Annotated in this window: 15 protein-coding genes and 1 riboswitch; of the genes, 3 read left to right on the forward strand and 12 right to left on the reverse strand. The window is 66.8% G+C overall.

The genetic code is table 11. The features are described from left to right. Nucleotides 1-193 precede the first annotated feature (193 nt). Nucleotides 194-691 carry a hypothetical protein gene (locus MFF30_RS14770; RefSeq protein WP_238280151.1) on the reverse strand — a complete coding sequence of 166 codons (498 nt, stop codon included), beginning with the start codon at nucleotides 689-691 and terminating at the stop codon, nucleotides 194-196. Between the two features lie 421 nt (nucleotides 692-1,112). Here MFF30_RS14770 and MFF30_RS14775 point away from each other — a divergent pair, with 421 nt between their 5' ends. After that, nucleotides 1,113-1,334, forward strand: a complete 222-nt coding sequence (locus MFF30_RS14775) for a hypothetical protein (RefSeq protein WP_238280152.1) — start codon at nucleotides 1,113-1,115, stop codon at nucleotides 1,332-1,334. Here MFF30_RS14775 and MFF30_RS14780 read toward each other — a convergent pair. The 6 genes from MFF30_RS14780 to MFF30_RS14805 all read right to left on the reverse strand — a co-directional run bounded on the left by MFF30_RS14780 (nucleotide 1,331) and on the right by MFF30_RS14805 (nucleotide 11,375). Further along, nucleotides 1,331-2,746 (reverse strand): PepSY-associated transmembrane domain-containing protein, encoded by a 1,416-nt coding sequence (locus MFF30_RS14780; protein WP_238280153.1) that lies wholly within the window; start codon nucleotides 2,744-2,746, stop codon nucleotides 1,331-1,333. The genes MFF30_RS14775 and MFF30_RS14780 overlap by 4 nt on opposite strands. Further along, nucleotides 2,746-4,962, reverse strand: coding sequence for a TonB-dependent receptor (locus MFF30_RS14785; protein WP_238280154.1), 2,217 nt, complete (start codon nucleotides 4,960-4,962; stop codon nucleotides 2,746-2,748). The genes MFF30_RS14780 and MFF30_RS14785 overlap by 1 nt, the downstream gene beginning before the upstream one ends. Before the next feature lie 317 nt (nucleotides 4,963-5,279). Beyond that, nucleotides 5,280-5,497, reverse strand: a riboswitch (cobalamin riboswitch). A gap of 35 nt (nucleotides 5,498-5,532) precedes the next feature. Continuing rightward, nucleotides 5,533-6,408 (reverse strand): SDR family oxidoreductase, encoded by an 876-nt coding sequence (locus tag MFF30_RS14790; RefSeq protein ID WP_238280155.1) that lies wholly within the window; start codon nucleotides 6,406-6,408, stop codon nucleotides 5,533-5,535. 39 nt (nucleotides 6,409-6,447) lie between these two features. Continuing rightward, nucleotides 6,448-7,056 carry a phosphatase PAP2 family protein gene (locus MFF30_RS14795; protein ID WP_238280156.1) on the reverse strand — a complete coding sequence of 203 codons (609 nt, stop codon included), beginning with the start codon at nucleotides 7,054-7,056 and terminating at the stop codon, nucleotides 6,448-6,450. A gap of 330 nt (nucleotides 7,057-7,386) precedes the next feature. Then, on the reverse strand, nucleotides 7,387-10,752 hold the full coding sequence (locus tag MFF30_RS14800) for a PAS domain-containing protein (RefSeq protein ID WP_238280157.1): 3,366 nt from the start codon (nucleotides 10,750-10,752) through the stop codon (nucleotides 7,387-7,389). Between the two features lie 248 nt (nucleotides 10,753-11,000). Then, the gene (locus tag MFF30_RS14805; RefSeq protein ID WP_238280158.1) at nucleotides 11,001-11,375 is read right to left on the reverse strand and encodes a response regulator; all 375 of its coding nucleotides are present in this window, start codon (nucleotides 11,373-11,375) and stop codon (nucleotides 11,001-11,003) included. 184 nt (nucleotides 11,376-11,559) lie between these two features. On the opposite strand from MFF30_RS14805, the gene MFF30_RS14810 reads away from it, so the two are divergent. Beyond that, on the forward strand, nucleotides 11,560-12,537 hold the full coding sequence (locus MFF30_RS14810) for a sensor histidine kinase (protein ID WP_238280159.1): 978 nt from the start codon (nucleotides 11,560-11,562) through the stop codon (nucleotides 12,535-12,537). 1,019 nt (nucleotides 12,538-13,556) lie between these two features. On the opposite strand, the gene MFF30_RS14820 is transcribed toward MFF30_RS14810, so the two are convergent. From MFF30_RS14820 to MFF30_RS14840, 5 genes are all read right to left on the reverse strand, one after another. Then, nucleotides 13,557-15,050: an FAD-dependent monooxygenase gene (locus tag MFF30_RS14820; RefSeq protein ID WP_238280161.1), complete on the reverse strand. Its 1,494-nt coding sequence runs from the start codon at nucleotides 15,048-15,050 to the stop codon at nucleotides 13,557-13,559. A gap of 41 nt (nucleotides 15,051-15,091) precedes the next feature. Beyond that, nucleotides 15,092-16,066: an alpha/beta fold hydrolase gene (locus MFF30_RS14825; protein WP_238280162.1), complete on the reverse strand. Its 975-nt coding sequence runs from the start codon at nucleotides 16,064-16,066 to the stop codon at nucleotides 15,092-15,094. A gap of 1,223 nt (nucleotides 16,067-17,289) precedes the next feature. Then, nucleotides 17,290-18,048 (reverse strand): sulfite exporter TauE/SafE family protein, encoded by a 759-nt coding sequence (locus MFF30_RS14830; protein WP_238280163.1) that lies wholly within the window; start codon nucleotides 18,046-18,048, stop codon nucleotides 17,290-17,292. Between the two features lie 65 nt (nucleotides 18,049-18,113). Next, nucleotides 18,114-18,710 (reverse strand): AraC family transcriptional regulator, encoded by a 597-nt coding sequence (locus MFF30_RS26100; RefSeq protein ID WP_306424581.1) that lies wholly within the window; start codon nucleotides 18,708-18,710, stop codon nucleotides 18,114-18,116. A gap of 379 nt (nucleotides 18,711-19,089) precedes the next feature. Then, nucleotides 19,090-19,311, reverse strand: coding sequence for a hypothetical protein (locus tag MFF30_RS14840; RefSeq protein WP_238280164.1), 222 nt, complete (start codon nucleotides 19,309-19,311; stop codon nucleotides 19,090-19,092). A 252-nt stretch (nucleotides 19,312-19,563) separates the two neighbouring features. On the opposite strand from MFF30_RS14840, the gene MFF30_RS14845 reads away from it, so the two are divergent. Then, nucleotides 19,564-20,539 (forward strand): GAF domain-containing protein (locus MFF30_RS14845; protein ID WP_238280165.1); only part of this gene is annotated, 976 nt, incomplete at its 3' end.

Raw genomic sequence — 20,539 nt, forward strand, 5'->3', positions numbered from 1 at the left:
GCACCGCAGGATGGCGCCAGCGTGGCGGGGGCCCGGCCGAATCCGTGCCCGCGTGCGTCAGCCGATGACCGCCTGCCCCTGATCGTCATCGCGTCGAACGCGATCCGGATGGAGGGCCGGGCGGCGGCGGAAGCGGCGCGTCCCGAGGCCACGAAGGGCCGATCCGGCGCGCTGTCGCGGGATGGCCGGCGGCCTAGCGAACGGGCTTGTGCGGCTTTCCCGACGGCTTCCCGAACGACGTTTTGCCCGAGGCGGCCTTGCCCGGGGCGGTCCTGTTCACAGAAGACTTGCCAGGCGAGGGTTTGCCGAACGCCGGCTTCGCCGGCGCCTGGGGCGGCCGCTTCATCGGCGGCCTTCCCGGTGCCTCGGGCGGACCGCGCTCCGGAGCCCTGGCCGCCGGCTTGTCCGTGATCTTGCTCACCACCTTGCCCGTCCCCTTCCGCGCCTTTCCGAAGGGCCTCAGGGGCGCCTTCGCGTCCAGGGCGATGCGGGCGATCTCCTGGGGGTTCGGCGCGCCGCCCGCGATCCGCCGCAGGGCGTCCAGCATCTCCTCGAGGGTCTGGGCCGACTCGCCCTCCAGGGTCTCCTCCGGTCGGATGCCGTTGAGTTCCGGGGCGATCTCCTCAGCCGCCTCGCGCAGTTCGGCGATGAGTTCGGCGGGTGAGTAGCGGGGCGGGATCGGGTGGGCCATGGCGCGACCATGGCAGGCGTGGGAAAGCCCCACAAGGCAGCCCAGCCGCCTCGGTGGAGACCGGTTCGAACGGTTCCGGCCCTTCGCGCGTTGCTGTCGCCTCGGAGAGGGTGGGGGCGGGGGAGCAGCATGCGCACCTGGAGGGCCATGGACCGGGCTCCGCATGACGGGCGCTGGATCATCGCGATCCACCGCGACGACCCGGACCGGCGCGCGGTGATCCGCTGGGACCCGGAGGCCGCCGGCGATCCGCGCCCCTGGCACGTTGCCTCCTGCCAGCACAGCTACCCGGCCGATGCCTTCACGGACTGGATGGACTTTCCCGATTGTCCACCGCCCGATCGCCCACCGCCCGATCGTCCGCAACCCGAGTCCCCGGCGCCCCAGGCGGCGCGGGATTTCAGTCCGACGGGAGACCACGATGGAGACCAGGACCACGGGCCCGCTCACCCTCCAGGTTGAGCCCTGCGCCGAGGATCCGACCCGCTATCGCTGGGTCATCCGCGACCGGGACCACATCCTGCGCGTCGCGGCCTACGCGCTGCCCGATGCCGTCTCGGCGCGGGCGCAGGGCGACGGAGCGCTGGCGGAGGTGGCCGCGCTCCGGCGCGACGCCGACCCGGTTCCGGCCGGGCCGACCTAACGGACCCGGGCGGTGTGGCGCAGGCGGCGCCAGCCCATCACCACGCCCGAGAGGGCGATGCCCGCGCCGAGGCCGTTGAGGAGCCACATCACCGCGTCCCAGGCCGGACGGGCCTGGAACAGGTTTCCGAAGTCGAGGCGGTGCGGTGCCTCGAACAGCCAGCGCTGGAGCCGGCCGCTGGCATCGAGGCGGTCGAGGAGCGCGCCCGTCTCCGGGTCGATGTGCAGCCAGGTCGCGGCCGCGTCGTCGAAGCGCACGCGCAGCACCGGGAGCGGCCGGGTGTCGTGGTGGGGATACCAGTAGGCATCGTAGGCGGTCAGCGTCTCGGTCCCGGCGATGCGGGCCTCCGGCAGGGCGCGGGCGGCGGCGGCCCTCAGGGTTTCCTCCGCGGGCGACGGGATCGCGAACCGGCGCCCCCCCGCATCGGCCGCGACCAGCACGGACCGGCCGTCGACCTGGGTGAACCGGACCTCGACGATCCCCGCATGCGGAAATCCGTCCAGGGCCGCGCGATCGATCCGGTTGGGTGAACCTGCATAGGCCTCCCGCATGGCCGCCGGGGGCGTTCGGGGCGTGAACCAGTGGTTCGGGTTCATCGAGAGCCAGCCGCTTGCGATGAAGGTCAGAAGGCACAGGCCCCCGAAGGTGCCGAGGAGGTGGTGCCAGCGCCCGAGGCCGCGATAGGGCGTCACCGCCCCGGAGGCGTAGGGCTGGCGCAGGCGCAGGCGCCAGATTCCGAGGACGAGGCCGCTGAGCACCCCCGCGACCGCGACGCCGGAGACCCACAGCAGGACACCGCGCCAGAGCTCCGCCCGCGCCCGCAGCGGCGTGGGATAGAACCAGTGCGGGATCGCCCCGAGCCAGTTCCACAGGCGCTCCCGGCGGCTGGTGTCGAGGACGACCGCGCCGGTGCGGGCCGAGACGTAGAGCTCGGTGCCGGCGGCGTCGCCGAGCGCCACCACGTGGAAGGGGCGCAGTGGATCGTAGCGGTCCCGCACCGTCCACTGGTCGCGGGTCACGGCCCGCACTGTGGCGCCCGGGCCGAACGGCGCCAGGGCCGCCGCCGCGTCGACGGGGCCGAGCACCCGCCCGGTCTCGGCCGAGACCGCGTGCCGGGCGCCGTCGCGGGTCGTCACCTGATAGACAGGCGCCCCGCCCCGCATCGCGAGGCTGAGGCCGCCGGGGGCGGGGTCGAGCCCCGCCCGGTCCATGACTTCGGCGGGGCCGAGGCGCACCCGGTCCCAGGCGATGGGCGCGAGGTGGGACAGGCGCTCGGCCTCGGTCAGCGCCGGGAACGCCACGTAGAGCATCACCAGCCCCGACAGCACCCAGGCGGCGAGGAACAGGCCCGTGGCGATGCCGAGCCAACGGTGGCCGAGGATCAGCCAGCGCTTCAGGAATTTGAGCCGCATCAGAACCGCACGCTGTAGGCCACCTCGAAGGAGCGGGGCCGGCCGAGCAGCCAGTTGGTGCCGATGCCGTTCACGGCGTTGCCGCTGATCGCATAGATCTCGTCGAAGAGGTTGTAGGCCCGAAGCGACAGCCGCGAGGTCTGCGTGACCTGATGGTCGAGCCCGGCATTGACCAGGGTATAGGCCGGGCGCCGCGCCTGGTTGCCGAAGTCGCTGAAGGTCTCGCCTACGTGCTGGAGGCCGACCCGCGCCTCCCAGGCCGGGGCGAAGGCCCAATTGACCCACAGATTGGCGACCCGCTCAGGCACGTCGATGGGCTGGCGCCCGGCATAGGATACGACCTGCCCGCCCACCGCCTGGTTGAAGTCGTCGTACTGGGCGTGGAGGAGGGCGACGTTGGCGTCGATGCGCCAAGCCGCGAACAGGTGCAGGCTCACGGCCGCCTCGACCCCGAGGGAGGATTGCCGGCCGACCTGGGTGGACAGGGTGGGCTGGCCCGGGACCGTCGAGATCAGGTTGTCCTTGACGATGCGGTAACCGGCCAGCGTCCATTCGGCCCGGCCGTCGAGCGCGACGCCCTTGGCGCCGACCTCGACCTGCTCGCCGGTGGAGAGTTGGAAGTTGGCGAGTGACTGCGAGAGCGAGATCAGGCTCCCCACCGGATCGGTGGCGGTGGCGTATTGCGCGTAGAGCGCCAGCAGCGGCGTCGGGTTGTAGACAGCCCCGAAGCGGTAGCTCAGCGCCTGGAAATCCCGGTCGAAGCCGGCGCCGGTGACGAGGTTGGTCCGGTGCAGCACCGGCGCGTCGTAGCGCCCCCCCGCGAGCAGCGAGACCTGATCGGACAGGATCAGCCGGTTCTCGGCGAAGACCGAGGCCTGGCGCGTGCTGGTGGCGTAGGCTGGGGAGGCGCGGCCGTTGGCCGGGAACAGGCCGGGGTCGTAGGCGAAGGGGTCGACGCTAGTGACGAGGCCGCCGCCTTCGGACGCGAAGTTGTTGGTGTGCCGGAAGGCGATGTGATTCACGTCGAAGCCGGCGAGGAATTCGTTGCGGAACCCAAACAGGGTGCCCCGGAAGGTCGCGTCGAAGCGGTTCCCGACCTGCTCTTGGCTATGGTAGATCTCGAGGTAGTCGGAGCGATCAATCCGGCCGGTGTCCCGGTTGAAGGCGTATTGCTCGACGTCGAGCCATTGGCGCCGGCTCTGGAGCCGGTAGGCGGTGTTGCGGATCGTGATGTCGGCGGTGGGCGTCCACTCCGTCCGCAGTTGCGTCCAGTTGTCGGTCCAGAGGATCTTGGCGTCGCGGACGTTGTAGTTGTTGAACCGGATGGATTCGAGGATGCGTCCGTTCACCAGTGGCGTGCCCCAGTAGCGGGCGGGCTCCTGGTAGCCGAAATCGTGGCTCAGGGTGAACGCGAGGTCCGGGGTCGCCTGGAGGGTGAGGGCACCCGAGACCGCGAGGTTGCGGAATTCCCCGTTCGGCGAGATCCAGCCCTCGGCGCGGTTGCCGCTGACGTTGAGGCGGTAGGCGACCGATTCGCCGATGGGGCCGCCCGAATCGAGGGCGAGGCGCGCGAGCCCGTCCGAGCCCACGGCCGCGCGGGCCTCGTTGAAGGGCGTGAAGAGCGGCTTCTTCGTGACCACGTTGACCACGCCGCCGATGGCGCCGTCGCCGTAGAGCACGGAGGCCGGCCCGCGCAACACTTCGATGCGCTCGACGTTCCAGGTGTCGAACGGGAAGGTGACGGTACCGGCGCCCACGAACAGGCGGGTCCCGTCGTAGAGCTGCTGGATCGAGTTCGGCCCGGAAAAGCCCCGGGCCGTGAAGGCGCCGTTGCCGTTGCCCGGCGCCGCCACCGTGGTGATGCCGGTGGCGTTCTGGGTAACGGCCTCGGCCACCGTATTCTGGCCGCGCAGGCGGGTGGTCTCGCCCGCGATCACGTCCACGCTGGCGGGGGTCTCCAGGGCCGTCAGGCCAAGGCGGCTGGCGCTGCGGCCGGGGCTGCGCAGGTTCAGCCCCTCGGCCGGCGGCGCGCTCCCGGTGCCGATACCGGAGACCGAGAGGGTGTCGAGGGTCACGGCCTCCTGGGCATAGGCGGGGGCGGACAGGGCGCCGCTGAGTAGTGCGACGAGGGGCAGGGCCCGGTCTCGAAGACGATGCTTGCAACGTTCAGCGGACCGGGCGCGGAAATGGTGGCGATGCGGGTCGGAGCGGGACATGGAGCAACCGGGGACGGGCACGGGTATCGGCCGGAGCCGACGAGTCCCCTCCGCTAAAGCGAATGTTATAATGTTACAATCGCAAAGTCTCGGCGAACGCATGTCGGTTCGGCCCACGATCCTGCGGACCATCGGCTGGGCGGCCGAATGGAACAGGCGGGCGCGCGACGCGCGGAAGGCGAGGGCGGAGACGGACATCGACGGGCTTGCGGACGCGAAACGCGCGCGAAGTGGCACGTCACCGCGAAGACGTCGGTCCGTTCGCGGCATGCGAACGCCCCGACACCCACCAGGACACCCCGCCCGATGCGTTCCGCGTGTGACCACGACTGACGGCAGGTCTCCTGGCTCGCGGGTCACCGCCCTCTCATCGTCTTCCCAGGCCCCGGGTCCTGACGGACCTTCCACCCAGTGACGTGTTGATGATGGGCTCGCCGCTTACAGTTGCGGGGGCAGCCGCGGCGTTGGGGCCTGAGCCCCGCACCGCGTTCCCTTTTGATCCTCCTGAAGAGGAACCGTCCAGGGCAAGCTAGGCGGTGCGGGGGGTGGGCGTCAACCGGCCGAGCGTCCTCAGAGAACCGGCATGGCGCCCGCCACCGTGATGAGGGCGCCGGAGGTGTAGCTGCTCTCCTCGGAAGCAAGCATCACGTAGGCGGAGGCGAGTTCGGCCGGCTGCCCGGGGCGCCCGAACGGCACCTGGCTGCCGAAGGACTTCACCGAATCCTCGCTCATCCCGGCGGGGATGAAAGGCGTCCAGATCGGGCCCGGCAGCACACCGTTCACCCGGATGCCCTTCTCGGCCAGCAGCTGCGACAGGCTCAGCACCATGTTGCTGAGTGCCCCCTTGGTGGCGCTGTAGGCCATCAGCGAGGGCATCGGGTGCTTGGAGTTCACCGAAGAGGTGAAGATCACCGAGGCGCCCGGCTTCAGGTGGGGGAGGGCAGCCTTGGTCACGTAGAACGGACCGAACACATTGGTGCGGAAATGATCCTCGAAGACCGTGTCCTCGATGGAATCCAGGCCCTGGTTGGGCTGCTGGAAGGCGCCGTTGTTGACGAGGATGTCGAGGCGGCCGAACGCCTCGACGGTCCGCGCCACGATCTCGCGGCCGTGGCCGGACTGCTTGAGGTCGCCGGGCAGCAGCAGGGCGCGGCGGCCCGCCTTTTCGACCCACGCGGCCACCGCCTCGGCGTCCCGCTGCTCCTCGGGGAGGTAGGCGATGGCGACGTCGGCGCCCTCGCGGGCATACGCGATGGCCACGGCGCGACCGATGCCGCTGTCGCCGCCGGTGATCAGCGCGGCCTGGCCGGCGAGCTTGCCCGAGCCCTGGTAGCTGGTCTCGCCGTGATCCGGCTCGGGGGACATCCGGTCGGTCTTGCCAGGGAAGCTCTGGGGCTGTCCCTCGAAGGGCGGGCGGGGATACTTCGACAGGGGATCGTGGGGCACGCGGCGTCTCCGATGGCGGTTCGTGCGGGGAATGCCGCGTCAACCGGAGGAATCCGCCTCCGTTCCGGACGCGCGACCATTCCACCCGGAGCCGAGGCGGTGCACGAGCGTCTCGGCCGTGAACCCGACCAGGGCGCCGGCGGTCACGTCGGAGGGGAAATGCGCGCCCCGCAACACCTGGGCCGCCACGACGCCGAAGGCCGCCGCCGCCGCGACGCCCCGGATCTCCGGATAGGCGCGACTGGCCGCGCACGCGACCGCGACGCTCATCGCCGAGTGCCCGGACGGGAAGGATTGCCAGGGCCCGACATTGGGCCCGAACCAGCCCTTCTCGTAGAGGCCCTCGTCCATCAGCACGTTGGGGCGCGTCCGGTGCACGATGCGCTTGACCGTTGTCTTCGTGGCCGCGGCCAGGATTCCGGACGCGAGCATGTGCCGCCCGGTCGTCGCCAGGCGGCGGTTTCCGCTTAAAGCCCCCCAGGCCAGGGTGCCGGCGGAGAGGGCGAGCAGCCAGCGCCAGCCCCCGGCCTCGCTCGCCGCCGCCAAGGCCCGCACCCGGCCCGTGTCCTTGGCGCGCGCCAGGGACACGCCGAGGCGGACATCCCCCGCCTCCAGGCGCCGGGCGAGGCCGGCAGCATCCTTGATCATCGACGGGTCCATCCTCGGGCCGGGTCCATCCTCGGGCAAAGCACGGCCGTAAACGCCGCGCCGCGCGGATCGTTCGAGACCCCGTGCATCCACCCGCCGCCAGGGGGCAGCGTGTGCCAGGGGAGGTATTAATTGGCACTGGCGCCGGGAAACATGGCACTCAGTGGAAGGCATATGTGGTGATCGGTCAGCGTGGAGCCGGAATCTGGGCCCATCACGTTTGCGGCGAGCAGGTATCCTCGATGCGATGGATTAATGGGCTGGTACCCGCAACAATCCTCCCCATGGGCGGAACAGACACCGACCAGCGGAGAGAATGGCGTGGAGGCGCTACGAACTGGCAATGAGCTCCCGGATCCGTGAGGCCAAGGCTTCCATCACGAAGGGCTTCGTCAGGACGGCCATGCCGGGGTCGAGGTGCCCGTTCCCGACCACGGCGTTCTCGGCGTAGCCGGTAATGAAGAGCACCTTCAGGCTCGGCCGGCTGACCCGGGCCGCGTCCGCCACCTGCCGGCCGTTCATGCCGCCCGGCAGCCCGACGTCGGTGACCAGCAAATCGATGCGCACGTTCGAGCGCAGCACCTTGAGACCTGCCGGTCCGTCGGCGGCCTCGATGGCGGTGTAGCCGAGATCCTCCAGCACTTCCGTCACCAACATCCGGACGGTGGGCTCATCGTCGACCACGAGCACGGTCTGCCCTTGTTCGGCGCGGGGTGCGTCGCTCAGGGACGCCATGAGATCCGCCTCCTCGGCCTCGCCGTAGTGGCGCGGGAGGTACAGGCACATCGTCGTGCCGTCGCCGATCTCCGAGTAGATCCGGACATGGCCGCCCGATTGCCGGACGAAGCCGTAGATCATCGAAAGGCCGAGGCCGGTGCCCTGCCCGATGGGCTTCGTCGTGAAGAACGGGTCGAAGGCACGCTCGATCACCTCGGGCGTCATCCCGGTCCCGGTGTCCGAGACGCACAGGGACAGGTACTGGCCGGGGGGCAGGTCGCGCTCCTTGGCTCCCCTGTCGTCGAGCCACTTGTTCGCCGTCTCGATGGTAATGCGGCCGCCGTCCGGCATCGCGTCGCGGGCGTTGATGCACAGGTTCAGGAGTGCATTCTCAAGCTGCGGCGGATCGACGAGGGCCGGCCATAGCCCTGGAGACCCGACAACCTCGACATGGATCGCAGGCCCGACCGTTCGCCGGATGAGATCTTCCATCCCGGTCACGAGCCCGTTCACGTTGGTCGGCTTCGGGTCGAGGGTCTGGCGGCGGGAGAACGCGAGGAGGCGATGGGTCAGCGCCGCGGCCCGTTTCGAGGCGCCCTGGGCGGCGTTGATGTAACGGTCGAGGTCGGTCAGACGCCCCTGCGCCATGCGGATCTGGAGAAGCTCCAGGCTGCCCGAGATGCCGGCAAGCAGGTTGTTGAAGTCGTGGGCCAGCCCCCCGGTGAGCTGGCCGACCGCCTCCATCTTCTGCGATTGCCGAAGCTGGTCCTCGGCCCGGAGCAGGGCCTCGGCCTGGTCCTTCTCCGCCGTGATGTCGCGACCGACCGCATTGATCAGGGTCTCGTCGGGACGGGTCGACCAGGAGATCCAGCGATAGGTTCCGTTCCTGTGGCGATAGCGGTTCTCGAAGCGCGCCAGGGAATTGCCCTCGGCCGAGCGGCGGGCACCCGCAAGGGTGTTCTCGATGTCCTCTGGATGCAGCAGGTCGAACAGGGAGGTCCCGACGAGTTCATCCTCACGCCAACCGAGCATGGTCCCCCATGCCGGGTTGACGGCGACGATCCGACCATCGAAGGCGCAGCGCAGCATGATGTCGGCGGAAAGCTGCCACAACGCATTGCGGTCGGTGGTGCGTTCGGCGACCTGGCGCTCCAGGGAGGCATTCAATTCCGCAAGTTCGGCGGCCTGCGACCGGCGCTCGTCGATGTCCGTATTAGTGCCGACCCACTGGATGATGCTGCCATCGATCGACCGGACCGGCTCGGCCCGGACCAGGAACCAGCGGAAAGCGCCATCGGCGCGGCGGATGCGGAACTCGGTCTCGTAGACCTCACCGGTCGCCAGGGATCGTGTCCAGGCTTCGCCTGCCGCGGGAAGGTCGTCCGGATGGACGATGCGGCCCCAGATCTCCCCGTCCAACGTGCCAGGCGCATCCCCGCTGTAGGCGTAGACCTGCTCGTTGAACCAGAAAAGATACCCGTCGGGCCGGGCCGCCCAGACCTGGTTCGGGACCGCCTGGGTGAAGACGCGGAACTGTTCCTCGCTGGCGCGAAGGGCGCGCTCGGACCGCAGCCGTTCGGTCGCGAGGCGCACCCGTTCGGCGACTTCCCGCATCAAGGATAGTTCGCCCTCGGACCAGGCGCGGGCCTCGGCATGGTTCGCATAGAAAAGCGCGACGGAGTGGCCTTGCTCGACCAGCGGCATGTTGACGAACGCACGCGCACTGATCGCCGACAGGGCCGTTGCGTTGGCCCGCGTGCGTGGGTCCGTCGCCGCATCGGCGACGATGGCCGTCAGACCTGCCTTCAGGTCCTCGATGTAGGATCCGTAATCGCGAAAATGCAGGACGCCGGCGAGGCTGATGATGCCCGGCGCATTCCAGTCCCGCTCGATGGTGATGGTCTCGGCCACCTTGTCGATCACGCCGTAACCGACCCGGCTTACCTCAAGCGTCCTTCCCAGGATCTCGCACGCCGTGAAGGCAAGGTCATCCGGGTCCTGGATGTCTCGGAGTCTGTCATTCAGATCGAGGAGGGTGGTGCGGCGCTTTTCGTCCTCTCGCGAGGAGCGGTCGATCTCGGCCCGCGCGCTGATGTCGACGACCACACCGATGGCGCGAACGCACTGGTCCTGTTCGTCGAAGATGCCCCGGCCCTTCGAGGCGAGCCAGCGGACGATCCCGTCCTCGCGGCCGACGATGCGATACTCGATGTCCAAGGCCGCCCGCCTGGCCGGGTCGAGCATCGCGGCGAATGCCGCCATCGTCGTGTCACGGTCCTCGGGATGCAGCGTCTCGTGGAAGGTCGACAGGTCATAGGTAGCATCCGGCGAGAGACCGAACATCGGCTTGGTGCGAGGCGACCAGATCAGGGTGTCGGTGACGGCATCGAGATCCCAGGTCCCGATCTCCGCGGCCTCGGTGGCGAGGCGTAGGACCGTCTCGCTGAACTGCAGGCGGTCCAGATTGGTGGCTTGTGCCGCCGTCAGAACGTCGTTCTCGCCCCTCAGGGTGGTCAGCTGCCTCGTGTCGGCGGTGACGTCGTACTGACTGGCGAAAAAGTACGCGACCTCACCGTTGGCATCCAGGACCGGGGCAAGAAGCAACTGGTTCCAGAACGTCGTCCCGTCCTTGCGGTAATTCAGGATCGCCAGTTCGATGCCGCGCCGTTCGGTGACGGCAGCACGGATGCGGGCCACGTCCCGCGGGTCGGTATCCAGTCCCTGTAGGAAGCGGCAGTTGTGCCCGATGATCTCCTCGGGGGCGTACCCGGTGAGACGCTGGAAGGCTTGGTTGGCAAAGATAATCGGGTTGTCGTGCTGCCGGGGATCCGTGATGATGATCGGCATGCGCGTGGCGCGGACCGCCGCCGCGAAGGGGTCGGTGAGCCCATCGCCGCCGGCGATCTCCGATAGGATGCGGTGCGTGTCGATCCGGACGGTTTCCGACGACGTTTGCGGCGTCGGGCCTGGTACTGACATACTTCTCACGCTTGTCGCCTCACCGGCCACGCCGGCTCACTTGAACCATCTGATGCTGCCGGCTCGCGTCTCAGCACCGCCGCTCGAAAAAAATGGCGACGAAAGCGGGTCATCGAACGTCCCGTCCTCGCGTCACGAGGAACTAGGCGATTCTGGAACATCCAGGAAGGCATGGAGCCGCAGTCGAGCCCCCCGACATGCCAGCCACGTCCTGAGGCTGGTCGAGAAAATCCACGATGGCATCCGCCTCACTCGGCGTGATGGATCGCGTCGACGACCTGCGATGCGCTGTAGGGCTTCGGCACGAAGAGGCCGTGGTCGGGAACCTCCCGGTCGGCGAGACGCTGGCGCCCCGAGGTCAGGATCAGACGGATATCGGGCCACGTCTCGAAGACGCGTCCGGCCAGGGTCACCCCGCACATCGATCCGGGCATGTCGACGTCGGTGAAAAGCACACCGATATCCGACCGCCGATGCAGGACCGACCAAGCCTCGTCGGCCTGGCGCGCCTCGACCACGGCGAAGCCCGCGTCTTCGAGCATCTCGACGGCGCACAGGCGTACGAGGTCATCGTCCTCGACGACGAGGATGACCGATGCGTCGGGGGCGCGCTTCATCGACATGGCGCGTCAACAGGCCAGGCGGGGATGGGTTGCCGGTTTCGGACGTGATTGTGAAATGGTCGCGCCCATCACGTGCGCGGGCGCCACACTTGGCCTGGGCGTGGAGCAAATCGCCGGACGAGGGGTTCCTTCTCCCGGTGATGCGGTAGGCGTCGCCAAGGATCAGGACCGACCTAGGGATTGCATGGCCGAGGATACCACGACGACCGAGTACGAGTGGACGCTCGCGAACTTCACGGAAACGATCCACCGGGGCGGCGTCGCCTTGTGGGCCTGGTCGCCGACCCGGCGGCTGGCCCAACTCGACGACCTGTGCCGCGAGTTCTGGGCGACCGCGAAATCCGTCGTCTCCATCGACGAGCTTTTTGCCAAGGTGAACCCCGAAGACCGCCACGGAATGATGCTCGACTGGGATGCGAGCGCAACCGATCCAGGGCCTTACAGCTTCGACTTTCGCATCGGCGACGGTCCCGACGCTCGTTGGATCTCGGCACGCGGCGTCGGAGGAGATGCCGGCCAGGTCGGCGAGTGGGTGCAGGCCATTTTCCTCGACATCACCGACCGCAAGCGCGCCGAGGAAGCCGAACACCTTCTGACGGCCGAGCTCGAACATCGCGTCTCGAACATGTTCACCGTCGCCCGGGCGCTCACCGCCATCGTCGCCCGTGAGGCGAAGTCGACCCCCAATTTCGCTGAGGACCTTTCGCGCCGGTTCGGCGTTCTGCACGAGGCGACGACCTTGGCGACGCGTTCGCACAAGCACGACCAAGGCGATGTGAGGCTTCAGGACCTCGCCGAGCGCATCCTGTCCCCCTATCGAGCCGGCTCGAACATCAGCATCGAGATCGATGCCAAAGCCGTCGCGACGCCCAACCGCATCAACGACTTCGCGATGATCTTCCACGAACTCGCGACCAATTCCGCCAAGTACGGGGCACTGTCAGGCGGTGGGACGCTCAAGCTGCGCGGTACCGGGGAAGACCACGAAACGAAGATCGTATGGGAAGAGGGCGTGCCACCGTCCAAAGCGGACAAGGTCGATGGGACCGGGTTCGGCTCTCGCCTTCTCAAACAGACCATCGAGCGGAGCCTGCTGGGACGCTACCGGCGCATTATCGACGAGAGCGGACTTCAATTCGAGATGGTGATCCCGACCGATTAGGGATCGAGCGCACGTGTGACGTTCGTGGAGAAGCCGTACACATTTCGGCAACGGCAAACCTGAGGGGGGTATCGAGCTCTCGTAGGGTACGCGCCAATCCGCTCTCGCTCAGTGGTGAAAGTCTGATGGATCGTAACCAAGGTAAAGCGTCTGCGATGGGTGGATTGTTGCCGGTTCGGTTATGGGCGACGGGATCAACGAGGCGGACCTTCCCTCGCATAGGATCATCGACGACTTTGCTTCCATTCGACGACTGAGGCGGGTGAGAAGGGCCCCGCTTCCCACAATGGCCTTATGCAGATTGTCGCCATGCAGGAGGGCCGTCGCCATCTCTGGCGTGATCGGCTTCCGGTGCTGAAACAAGTCCATGCTCCGGGGGTATGGCGACGTCCCGGCTGAACTGAACGCCCCCCGATATCGGCTTGCTAGAAACGGCGCTCCTGACGGTCTGGATTAGGACCGCGGCCGTGGTAGCTCGCCATGCAAGTATGCCAGATCTGCGAGCCGAGATCCCATAGGCCAAGGTGATTGGGGTTGGGGGCACTGAACACCTCGGCCCTCGCCTGACTGCGGCAAGCACCGTCCTCCGGGCTTTGGATCGGCGGTTCCTCCGCAAGGGCGGCAGTAATCAGCGTGAAGGAGACGAAGAGAGCCGGCAGCGCGCGATGCATGACCTTGGCCTCATAAGATGAAGTGCAGCTATCTCGCGCCGCAACGCGGCTACGAAGCGTGCCAGCAACAGCGTACTCCCAATCCCCGGGTTGTCGAGGCAGCGGTCGACGGGTGAGTAATTGGGTTGGGTCGGAGGCGTGTCCCGGGGCATGGGTGCCGCCCGGCTGATTTTCGGCCACTGCGACCCTCGACTGCCGGGCATCGGACCATTCGTGAGGCTTGAGCGCTGGGTCTCCCATGAAAGTCGACGATCACACCCTCTAGCCAGGCCCGACGGCGAGGCGGGCGGCCATGGCGAGACCTACCCCGAGCGGCGCGAGGCCTCGGGGGGATGAGCGTCGGTACCCTTACGATTCCTGTCCCCAAGCGTGTCCGCCGTCGGTTTTGGCGAGCGCTTCGAAATACCGCTCCGCGTCGTCCCACCCCGCTTCCCCGGCCGACAGGCCGACGTATCCGTCGGGTCGAACGACGAAGAAGCCCGAGGCGTTTGGTGGCTTTCGCGGTGCCGGTTCCAAAAGGCGGGGGAAGCGGCCCGTCAGCGCGGCCCCGCGCGCCTCATCGGCGGCATAGAGGAGAAAGCGCGGCTCCCCTCCCGCCCCTGGGGCCGGTCCCTCGTAGGCGTCTGGTTCCCATCGCACTCCGGATCCGGATCCGGCGGAGAGCGGGCTATCGGCATAGGCGATCTCGATCTCGCTCATCTGCGTCGCCATTTTATCGCGGACGGCGTGAAGGCCGAGCAGGAAGCGCAGCGCGAGGTTGCGTGCAGCCTGTGCCGCAGGGTTCGACAGCGTCGCCAAGTCGGTGAGCCGGCTGGCGTTGCGCAGCACCATGTCACCAACCGCGCTCCGCTCGGGGCTGTAGCTTTCGAGCAGGCACTCGCCGGCCTGGCCGCGGACCACCATCGCCAGCTTCCAGGCGAGGTTCACCGCATCCTGCATGCCGGTATTCATACCCTGGCCACCGGCCGGGCTGTGAATGTGCGCCGCGTCGCCGGCGAGGAAGATGCGTCCGCGCCGATACTCGGCCACCTTGCGCTCGTTGATGCGGAAGTTCGTAAGCCAGACCGGATCGGAAACGCGGAAGCCGCCGCCCGCGCGCCGGTCGACGAGGGCCTGTACCTCGTCGAGGGTGGGGTCGGACCGCGGATGCGCCCCATCCGTCTTGCCCACCGTGGCAATCACGCGCGCCCGTCCGCCCGGAATCGGGAAGATCACGAAAGGACCGTCGCGGTGCAGGTAGGTCGCGATCTCGTCTGGCGGCGGTGCCCCCGGACCGTCGAGGCGCACGTCGGCGAGCAGCCAATCGTCGCCCTGGGCCGAACCCTCGAACGCGACGCCGAGCCCGTGCCGCACCGTGCTGTGGGCCCCGTCGCAGCCAATCAGCCACGGCGTTCGGATCGTCTCCTCGCGCCCGTCGGCGTGCCTCAGGCGCGCCTCGACACCGTCCGCCGCCTCGGTGAAGCCGACCAGTTCCAACTGCCTCTCTACCGCGATGCCGAAGGACCGTAAGTGCCCGGCGAGAAGGCGCTCGGTGTCCCGTTGCGGGATCATCAGGGCGTAGTTGTAGGCGCTGGCGATATGATCGAAGCGCGGGTTGCCGAGAACCTTCGTGCCGCTGCGGATCGAGGCGCCGGGGGCACGCAGCCCTGCGTCCAGGAAAGCCTGAGTGCAGCCCATCCTGTCCATGAGTTCGAGCGTGCGCGACCAGAGCACGAGGGCTTTCGACGTATCGGTGGCGTGCGGGGCGTGATCGATCAGGCGCACGCCCACGCCGTAGCGTGCCAGTTCGGCTGCCATGGTCAAGCCGACCGGGCCGGCTCCGACCACAAGGACGTCCGCCATCGATTCCTCCTCACGCTCGGGGGCTCGGCGCGAGCCCGGGATCACTGCGCTCCGCAATTGCTCGGTGCCGGCTCGCCGGCGAAACGGGCGCCGATCCAGTCGAGGGCGGCAGGTGCCGCATCCTTGGCGATGGAAAGATGCCCGACGCCCGGCACGAGATCGAACTCGACGCGACTACCGGCCCGACACAGGCGCGCCCGGTAGTCCTGCGTCACCCGTGGTAGGACGAGGGTGTCGGCGGTGCCCTGCGCCAGAAAAACCGGGATGCGTGGCGGCAGGGTGCCGGGCGTGTTGCGGGCGAGCAGCGAGCGCCAGGGCTCCCGGTCGGCGAGGTCGTTGACCGTCAGGAAGCTGCGGTCGAGTGCCTTCGACGGGCCGCGCCGCTCCAGCACGTCGAGGATCGTCTCGATGCAGTCGTTCGCGAGTTCGTCGATGACCGGCAAGGCTGCGGGCGTGACCACCTTGTTCATGGGCGCTGCGTAGACCTGGGACCACGTCCAAAGCGTCATGGCGGTCAGGTTCTTCCCGCCGGACGTGTCGAGGTCCGCCATCATCAGGGTGGCAAGCTCGGTCGCCGGGGCCGCCGCCGCAATGCCAACGAGCGTCAGCTCCGGTGCGTAGCCGCGCGCCAGGATGCCCGTGAACAAGGCTGCGTGGCCACCCTGCGAGTGACCCCATACGGCGAACGCGTTCGTAGCGCCTCCGGGGCCGGCGAGTTGACGGGCGGCCCGCACCGAATCGAGCACGGCGCGCCCTTCGCTCACGCCGACGAGATAGGGGTGCACGCCCGGTGTCCCGAGCCCGGGATAGTCAGTGGCGGCCACGATGTAGCCGCGGTCCAGCATCCCCTGCAGGCCCTGGATCGATTGGTAGAGGACGCGGGCGAGCGAGGGCGCGCACTTGTCGACGACGCCCGTGGTCGGGTGTGCCCAGGCCACGATGGGGCGCCCGCCCGGCGGTACTGGCCCGGCAGGCACGATGATGGCACCCGAGACGGCGATGGACTCGCCGCGCATCCCGGTCGAGCGATAGAGTACCCGGTAGGCCGTTGCGCCCAGCGGCGCATTCGGTAGCGGTTGCTGGTCAAGCAGGGTTCCTGAACCGGATCGCATACTTGCCGACCGCCCATGCGCCTGACCCGCCACAGCGAGCGAGGCCGATGCAGACAGGCCCGCGGTCAACAGAAGAATCCCAAACAGCCGCAAGATGCTAACTCGCGTCTTCGCTTCCCAAAATACGCCCCGCGCGGCGAGCGCCTGCTTCGACCTTTCGATCACGTTTTGACCTCCAGTCATCGAAGCCAAGGATAAGCAGATCCCGGCCAGCCTCTAAAGCAACATCTCGCTACCAATTCGAAAGCCGCATGTCGATCAACGTATCAGGTCATTGTGAGGAGAACCGTAACAGCATATGAAAGCACTACTTGATTTTTCCTGACACTCACAAGACATATTGGGACATTCGTGAATGTTTTCCTGCTCGCCCTGACTTCGGCGGAACCTGCATTGCAGCGAAGATCAGCTTTCAAGAGTGGAACATATCACCCTCGACGGCGAGGTCCGGTCTGGTCCTGACCGCCCGCTCTATGACCGGGTTGGGTGGTGAGATGAACCCTTCGTCCTGAAGCAGACGTTCCGCATCCGACTCAACAAAGCCGCTCAGACCGTCGGCGGCGCTTTTCCAAAGCGGCCGTTCCTCAGTCCTCGGTCAGCTTTGGCTCGGGGTGGAAAGCCGAAGCTGACTGGTTGTACAATCGGTTCTCCGAGCTACGGGCTCTTTAAGTATGGTTGCCATATGATGCCGCGCCCATTCATGAAGCCACTCCTCATAGGAGTCGGAGCGACGGTAGGCTCCTTCGGCCTTGGCTGTGCCCTGTTTGCCGGCTGGCTGAATACGATGCCTTCTGACGCAAGCAGCATGGCATTCTATATATTTTGGCCCATCCTTATACCTATGCTGATAGCAAGCGTTACCTTGGGTCTCTGGCTTTCACACCGATCCCTTCGATGTGCGTTTGATGGAAACGTTCAGCGCGAAGTCCACTAAGTGTCGAAAATGGGCGGAACGGCTACGTCCACTTAATGCTTGCCTCATTCTGAAGCAGACGAGCTGAATTCCACCCCAAGCAACTCGCCCGCATCCGAACCCAACTTGGTCGTTGACGTCCGTCGCCATCGTCCTCGGAAACGGACATTCCCCGTGCAAGTATTACCGAACGGAACACGTAATATTGTGTACCTTACGTCCAATATTTAATTCCATATATTGTGGACATCAAGCATCCCACAGCAATCACTGCCCGGCGCACCCATTCGGCTGGCAGAAATCTTATGAGACAACCTCCCATAAAACCGCCCATAAGGGCTCCTAACAGCATGATGAAAGTTTCCGGCCAACTTATTGCACCTTGAGTGATGAATACCGTCGTGGACGCGACACTAACAATAGTCGCAATCAGGTTTTTAAGTACCTTCACCGTGCGAATGTCCCGGCTGACACTGATCGACAAAAGTGCAGTCAGGATGACACCGAGCCCCGCACCGAAAAAGCCGCCGTAGATGGAAGCCACGCCGATCATCGCAGGGCCGCTCAGCGCTGCGATGGGCCTGGGACCACGTTTCGTCTGGCGAGCCTGGATTGTTGGTGCAAACGCGAACAGGAGTGTCGCGAACGCGATGAGAATCGGTACCGGACCCGTGAATAGAGATTCGGGAAGCCAGAGCAGGAGAAGCGCACCGGACATGCCTCCGAAAAGGGATGCGGCAGCCAGCCAGGCAAGGCGTGCGTTAAGCGGTGGCCATCGTCCTGGATCCGCGAGGGCAGCGATGAGATGACCTGGCATGACTGCCACGGCATTTGAAGCATTAGCGATCACGGGAGGCAGGCCGACTTGGAGCATGACCGGAAAGGTGATGAGCGTTGCCCCTCCGGCCACCGCGTTGATCACACCCCCAGCCACTCCAGCTGCAATGAGAAGCGTCGCTGTCATCCAGTCCATCGTTCACCTCCAGCGCGGGTTGTGATGGCTGCGAGACGAGAAGTCTGGAACGTTTGTGACCGCTCTCAGGCAAACTGGTAGCGGGAGGGGGTGGTCCCAAAGGCATGCCTGAACCAGCGGCCGAAATGGCTTTGGTCAGCAAAATCTGTCGCCGCAGCCACCTCTGCGGGGGGCGTACCCGTCCGCAGCATCCGACGGGCATCATTGAGGCGGAGCATGCGCCTGTAAGCATGAGGTGGCATGCCGTGGTGGCGCGAGAAGCGGCGCGTGAAACCCTCTCGGCTCAAGCCGGCCCGGGCTGCGACGCAAGCGATTGTCGCAGTCCCAGTAGAGGAAGGCCTATTTGGGAAGAGTTCCGCTAGTGGCCTCGTCATGCTCATCAAAGCTATAGAGTGTTCAGCGGGAACGTAGAGATTGAGGGATACAGTGTCGGGAGCACAATCAATCCCCTGGTGCGGGACGCCTGCAGGCAGGACGCAGGAGCTTCCAGCCGGTACATCGATGTGGCAGCCGTCGACTAGGAACTGACGCCAGCCAGTCAGAACGAAGCTGATCTGCGCTTCTTGATGGAAATGTTGGACGAGAGATTTATTGCGGCCGGCACGGCACACAGCCAACTCGATATCTTGACCAACAAGTGACCGCACGTAGCACCATGACATGGAACCTCATCCTCTCGCTTGATGGGGCCGGCTACACCGGTGGAAATAGTCCGCGACTGCGGTCAGGATGCCACCCCTCGCACAAACGTCCGCGTCACAAGCTATCTCCTCCAAGAGCGGACTGGTAAAAATCCACCCGACCCGGTCATAGAGCGACTGGACGGGTCCCGACCCAATTGAGTCGTTCATCATAACGATCCAGGTCCTAAGAAGCGGACGTTGGCAGATCGCTGAACGAAAGCCTTACTCGGTGGAGGATCTCTCGCGCATCCTCCGACGGTTAGTGATCTGCGCTGTAGCCGCAAGGTATCGGACACCGCTGAGGCGTCGGGCACAACGGTGATTCACTCGCTGCCCCAGGCGAGCTCTACCGTGATGATCAGTAGATGGCGAGAAAGCTCCGGACCTCTCGCAAGGCCACCAGGGCATCCATCTCACCCCAGAGCGATTGCGTGGCCTCGGACGCATCGTACCCCGTCCGGGCTAGGATGCGGACCGTAGCTGCCTGGGCGGAGGAGGACACCTCGACCTCGGCAATACAGGCGCTCAGCTCCGTCAGGCACGCGGCTCGGTTGAACTCCGGACTGGAGGGTATCCTCATGGGCATATTCGCCTCCCGGCACGCGATGTGGTCGACCCCTGACGGCGCCGACTCAAGAACAACGTATGAAACTACACAATGGTCCGTTCCCATATGATCGAGTCACGTCCTGGTCCCGATCGAAAGTGCTTCGACAGAACGGGCATCTCCGCATTTTCTCTGCATTGACCGCCATGGGTTTGCCGTGAATGCCTCGGAAGAGGATGCATGGCGGGCCGAGCGGCGGTTCGCGTGCCCCAAGCCTCCCAAGACATGACCCAGACGATTGACGGCCAGCCCCCTGCATCCGTCGACCTGAACTCGTGCGACCGCGAGCCGATCCACATCCTCGGGGCCGTCCAAGGCTTCGGCTTCCTGCTGGCCGTGTCCCCGGACTGGATCGTGGCGCGGGCGAGCGCGAATGCATCGGAGTGGCTGGGGCGTCCCGTCGAGGCGATGCTCGGCATGCCGTTGGACGAGCTCATCGACGGCGAGGCCCTCCACGTCCTGCGGGGTCACCTTCAGACCCTGCGCGGCCCCGATGCCGTCGACCGGGTGTTCGGGGTCCGGTTGCTGCTGGACCAGCCCCTGTTCGACGTAGCCCTGCACCTTTCGGGCGGCTCCATCGTCATCGAGGCCGAACCCAGCGCGCCGGAGCACCTCAGTGCCGGCAACCTTGTGCGCAGCATGGTCACCCGCCTCCAGCAGACGGCCGGGTTCGAGCCGCTCTGCCGCGAGGCCGTCCGGCAGATGCGGGCGCTGACCGGCTTCGACCGGGTCATGGTCTATCGCTTCGCGCAGGACGCCTCGGGTGAAGTCGTCGCGGAGGCGGTGCGCTCCGGCCTCGACCGCTACCTCGGCCTGCACTACCCGGCCTCGGACATTCCGAAGCAGGCCAGGGCCCTCTACGAACGCAACTGGCTGCGCATCATCGCCGATGTCGACGCACCCGGCGCCGCGGTGGTGCCGGCGCGCGATCCCGACGAAGCACCGCTCGACCTTTCGCTCTCGACCCTACGGACGGTCTCGCCGATCCACCTCGAATACCTGCGCAACATGGGCGTGGCCGCCTCGCTGTCGGTCTCCATCCTGCGCAACGGACGTCTCTGGGGCCTGTTTGCCTGCCACCACATGGAGGCGCGGCACATCTCGCTGGAGCGCCGGACCGGCGCGGAGCTGTTCGGACAGATGTTCTCCTGGATCCTGGAGAGCCGCGAACGCGAGGTCGAAGCCGCCCAGGAGGGCCGCT

Origin of the sequence: Methylobacterium goesingense, assembly GCF_022179225.1 — a bacterium.
GTDB lineage: Bacteria > Pseudomonadota > Alphaproteobacteria > Rhizobiales > Beijerinckiaceae > Methylobacterium > Methylobacterium goesingense.

Excerpts from the sequence above, each read along its gene's own strand:
- MFF30_RS14770 (WP_238280151.1), bottom strand. The coding sequence starts at position 691 with ATGGCCCACCCGATCCCGCCCCGCTACTCACCCGCCGAACTCATCGCC.
- MFF30_RS14775 (WP_238280152.1), top strand. The coding sequence starts at position 1,113 with ATGGAGACCAGGACCACGGGCCCGCTCACCCTCCAGGTTGAGCCCTGC.
- MFF30_RS14780 (WP_238280153.1), bottom strand. The coding sequence starts at position 2,746 with ATGCGGCTCAAATTCCTGAAGCGCTGGCTGATCCTCGGCCACCGTTGG.
- MFF30_RS14785 (WP_238280154.1), bottom strand. The coding sequence starts at position 4,962 with ATGTCCCGCTCCGACCCGCATCGCCACCATTTCCGCGCCCGGTCCGCT.
- MFF30_RS14795 (WP_238280156.1), bottom strand. The coding sequence starts at position 7,056 with ATGATCAAGGATGCTGCCGGCCTCGCCCGGCGCCTGGAGGCGGGGGAT.
- MFF30_RS14800 (WP_238280157.1), bottom strand. The coding sequence starts at position 10,752 with ATGTCAGTACCAGGCCCGACGCCGCAAACGTCGTCGGAAACCGTCCGG.
- MFF30_RS14805 (WP_238280158.1), bottom strand. The coding sequence starts at position 11,375 with ATGTCGATGAAGCGCGCCCCCGACGCATCGGTCATCCTCGTCGTCGAG.
- MFF30_RS14810 (WP_238280159.1), top strand. The coding sequence starts at position 11,560 with ATGGCCGAGGATACCACGACGACCGAGTACGAGTGGACGCTCGCGAAC.
- MFF30_RS14820 (WP_238280161.1), bottom strand. The coding sequence starts at position 15,050 with ATGGCGGACGTCCTTGTGGTCGGAGCCGGCCCGGTCGGCTTGACCATG.
- MFF30_RS14825 (WP_238280162.1), bottom strand. The coding sequence starts at position 16,066 with ATGCGCGGCGAGTCCATCGCCGTCTCGGGTGCCATCATCGTGCCTGCC.
- MFF30_RS14830 (WP_238280163.1), bottom strand. The coding sequence starts at position 18,048 with ATGGACTGGATGACAGCGACGCTTCTCATTGCAGCTGGAGTGGCTGGG.
- MFF30_RS26100 (WP_306424581.1), bottom strand. The coding sequence starts at position 18,710 with ATGTCATGGTGCTACGTGCGGTCACTTGTTGGTCAAGATATCGAGTTG.
- MFF30_RS14840 (WP_238280164.1), bottom strand. The coding sequence starts at position 19,311 with ATGAGGATACCCTCCAGTCCGGAGTTCAACCGAGCCGCGTGCCTGACG.